Source organism: Sulfurivirga sp., assembly GCF_015490265.1.
Taxonomy (GTDB): domain Bacteria; phylum Pseudomonadota; class Gammaproteobacteria; order Thiomicrospirales; family Thiomicrospiraceae; genus Sulfurivirga.
On record NZ_WFYD01000085.1, the window covers coordinates 1 to 3,351 of the forward strand.

At 62.8% G+C, this 3,351-nt stretch carries 3 protein-coding genes and 2 pseudogenes; all 5 read right to left on the minus strand.

From position 1 onward, the window contains the following. Window positions 1–202: pseudogene (locus tag F8K16_RS05835) on the minus strand (malate dehydrogenase); the annotation flags it as partial. Continuing rightward, entirely contained in the window at window positions 195–494 is a 300-nt protein-coding gene (locus F8K16_RS05840; RefSeq protein ID WP_294948175.1) for a nucleotidyltransferase family protein, read from the minus strand. The gene F8K16_RS05840 and the pseudogene F8K16_RS05835, both read right to left, overlap by 8 nt. Further along, window positions 478–918: a nucleotidyltransferase substrate binding protein gene (locus F8K16_RS05845; RefSeq protein WP_294948177.1), complete on the minus strand. Its 441-nt coding sequence runs from the start codon at window positions 916–918 to the stop codon at window positions 478–480. Before F8K16_RS05845 ends, F8K16_RS05840 begins: the two co-directional genes overlap by 17 nt. A 205-nt stretch (window positions 919–1,123) precedes the next feature. Then, window positions 1,124–2,536 (minus strand): FAD-dependent oxidoreductase, encoded by a 1,413-nt coding sequence (locus tag F8K16_RS05850; protein ID WP_294948179.1) that lies wholly within the window; start codon window positions 2,534–2,536, stop codon window positions 1,124–1,126. Between the two features lie 39 nt (window positions 2,537–2,575). Next, window positions 2,576–3,351 (minus strand): annotated as a pseudogene (locus F8K16_RS05855) (hypothetical protein); the annotation flags it as partial.

Here is a 3,351-nt window from a genome sequence, read left to right on the forward strand (position 1 = left end):
CGCCCACCAGGTTGCCCTTGTTGGTGTAGTCGTAGGCAGCCACGGGGTCTTTTTCGATCTCCAGCACCGGTTGGGCGACGCCCGGGCTGTAGGCCAGGCTCAGGTCCTGCTGGGTCTCGCACGGCTTGGTCAGGGCAATCTCAATCTTGCCCGGACGGCCGTTGCGGTGATAGTCGAGTGCGGCGTGTTTCAGGTCAGTCATGGGTTTTCCCTGTCAGTAAGGTTTCATAGCATTGTTGAATCTGGCGGCGCATGTTCTCCGGCAGGGCCGACCACTGCAACAGATCCACCCGAAAGGGCAGATCGCTTTCATCCAGTGCCTCCCGTGCCAGAAACAGTGCGTTGTCATCGTCGCTGAAAGCCACCAGATCCAGATCGGAAGCGGCGCTTGGCTGGCCGCATACGCGCGAGCCGAAAGCCCACACTTCCGTTTCCGGCAGGTGGATGGACAGAATCCGCTTCAGCAGCGCAAGGTGTTCAGGCGCAATATGCATCGGGCGTCTGTCCGGTCAGGCGGATGAACAACCGGTTGGCATCCTGCAGGAAGGCATCCATATGCTGCAGGGCCGCCTGCGCTTTTTCATGGCTGTAGTCGTGCGCCGTCTGCACCCGCAGGCGTGCATAGGTCAACCACTGCTCGATGGGGGAGGGCAGCAGATCATTTTCATGGGCCAGCCGCAATACCGGATTCGGGCCATTGGGCACTTCCGCCAGTCCCACCTCATCCCGCAGATAGCGTCGTAATGCCTTCCACAGGCTGTCCCAAGCGGTCTCGAAGCGCTGGATGATGGACTCTTCCACCGCCTCGCGCATCAGCAGGGGGATGTCAGCAGGCAGTGTGCGCCGGTTGTCCACCTGTGCCCGCAGATGGCAGAGCGCTTTGGCCAGTTTGCCGTAGTCGAGGGCAGGACTTGTCATAAGGGGAGCACTTTGCATGGATCAGCATCTGCTCAAGTGGTCATTTTGCCGTTTCATTGGCTGAAAGTGTTACCTGACGACTTGAAAATTAAGTAAAAACGCCCGTTTTCGGGCGTTTTTGCGGGTGTGCTGCCGGCGGCGAATCCGCCGTCCCGTAAAAATGGGGGAGACCCCGTCTGCGGCACCCTTCTGCGGGCACTGCGGGTTACACGCCCAGAAAGTTGAGGATGCCTTCCGCCGCCTTGCGGCCTTCGGCCACGGCGTGTACCACCAGGCTGGAGCCACGCACCATGTCGCCACCGGAGAAGACCTTCTCGTTGGTGGTCTGGAACGGATATTCGTCATCCTCGCCAGCGGTCTTCACGCCACCCCAGCTTTCCACTTCGATGCCGAAGTCCCTGAACCATTCCGGCGGGTTGGGCTTGAAGCCGAAGGCGACCACCACGGCGTCACAGGGGATGATCTCCTCGGAGCCTGGGATGGGTTCCGGGCGGCGGCGGCCGTTCTCATCCGGTTCGCCCAGACGGGTCTGCACCACCTTGATGCCTTCCACCTTGCCGTCGCCGACCACTTCCACCGGGGTGCGGTTGAACTTGAACTGCACGCCTTCTTCCTTGGCGTTGCGCACTTCGGCAGGGGAGCCGGGCATGTTGGCTTCATCCCGGCGGTAGACGCAGTAGACCTCGGTCGCGCCCTGGCGGATGGCGGTGCGGGTACAGTCCATGGTGGTGTCACCACCGCCCAGCACCACGACACGCTGGCCTTTCAGGTCGATGTATTCGCGCTCGTCCTCCAGCCAGCCTTCCAGCTTCTTGATATTGCCGATCAGATAGTCCAAGGCCTTGTAGACGCCGGGCAGGTCCTCACCGGGGAAGCCGCCTGTCATCGCCTTGTAGGTGCCCATGCCGAGGAAGACGGCATCATATTCGTCCAGCAGCTGCTGGAAGGGGATATCCTTGCCGATTTCGGTGTTGAGGCGGAACTCGACGCCCATCTCCTCCATCACCTCGCGGCGCTTGCGCACTACCTTCTTTTCCAGCTTGAACGGCGGGATGCCGAAGGTGAGCAGACCGCCGATCTCCGGATGGCGGTCGAACACCACCGGCTTGACGCCGTTGCGGATGAGGATGTCGGCGCAGGCCAGACCTGCAGGGCCGGCGCCCACGATGGCCACCTTCTTGTCCGTCATGGGCACGTCGGACAGGTCCGGACGCCAGCCCATCTCAAAGGCGGTGTCGGTGATGAAGCGTTCCACCGCACCGATGGTGACCGCACCGAAGTGGGTGTCTTCCAGCGTGCAGGCCTTCTCGCACAGGCGGTCCTGCGGGCAGATGCGGCCGCACATCTCCGGCAGTGAGTTGGTCTTGTGGGAGATTTCCGCCGCCTCCAGCACATTGCCTTCGGCGACCAGCTTGAGCCAGTTGGGAATGTAGTTGTGCACCGGGCAGGCCCATTCGCAGTAGGGGTTGCCGCAGTGCAGGCAGCGGTCGGCCTGGGCCATGGCGTGCTGCAGGTCGAAGCTGCCGTAGATCTCGCCGAACTCCTTGCGCCGCACGTCCGCCGGCTTTTTCTCCGGCAGCTGGCGGTCCACTTCCAGAAACTGTCTGATGTTAGGCATGGTGTCGATTCCTCTCAGGCCGCGTGCTTGGCGAACAGGTCAAGCAGTTTTTCCATCGGAATGGCGCGCGGCTTCACCAGCCAGAACTGGCCGATGTAGCGGCTGAAGCCGTCCAGCACCGCCTTGCCGAAACAGCTGTCGGTCTTGGCGACATAGTCTTCCAGCAGCACGCGCAGGTAGTTGCGGTAGGCCTCGGTCTCCCTCGGTGTCGATGCGGATGGCCTCCACCATCTCCGGGTTGAGGTGGTCGTGCAGGGTGTTGTCCTCATCCAGTACGAAGGCCATGCCGCCGGACATGCCGGCGCCGAAATTGACGCCCACGCTGCCCAGAATGACGGCGGTGCCCCCGGTCATGTATTCACAGCCGTGGTCGCCGCAGCCCTGCACCACGGCGATGGCGCCGGAATTGCGCACGCAGAAGCGCTCGCCGGCGGTACCGTCGGCGTAGAGGCGGCCGCCGGTGGCGCCATACAGGCAGGTGTTGCCGATGATCGGGGTGCGGTGCGGGTCGATCTCGCTGCCCGCAGGCGGTACGACGACGATCTCGCCACCGGCCATGCCCTTGCCCACATAGTCGTTGGCGTCACCTTCCAGATGCAGGTTCAGGCCGCCCACGTTGAACACGCCGAAGGACTGGCCGGCCACCCCTTTCAGCTTGACGGTGATGGGCGCGTCCGCCATGCCGTGGTTGCCGTAGCGTTCGGCGATTTCGCCGGCCACGCGTGCGGCGATGGAGCGGTCGGTGTTTTTGATCTCATAGTGGAAGATGCCGCCGCTCTTGTTCTCGATGGCGGGCAGCATCTCCCGCACCATGC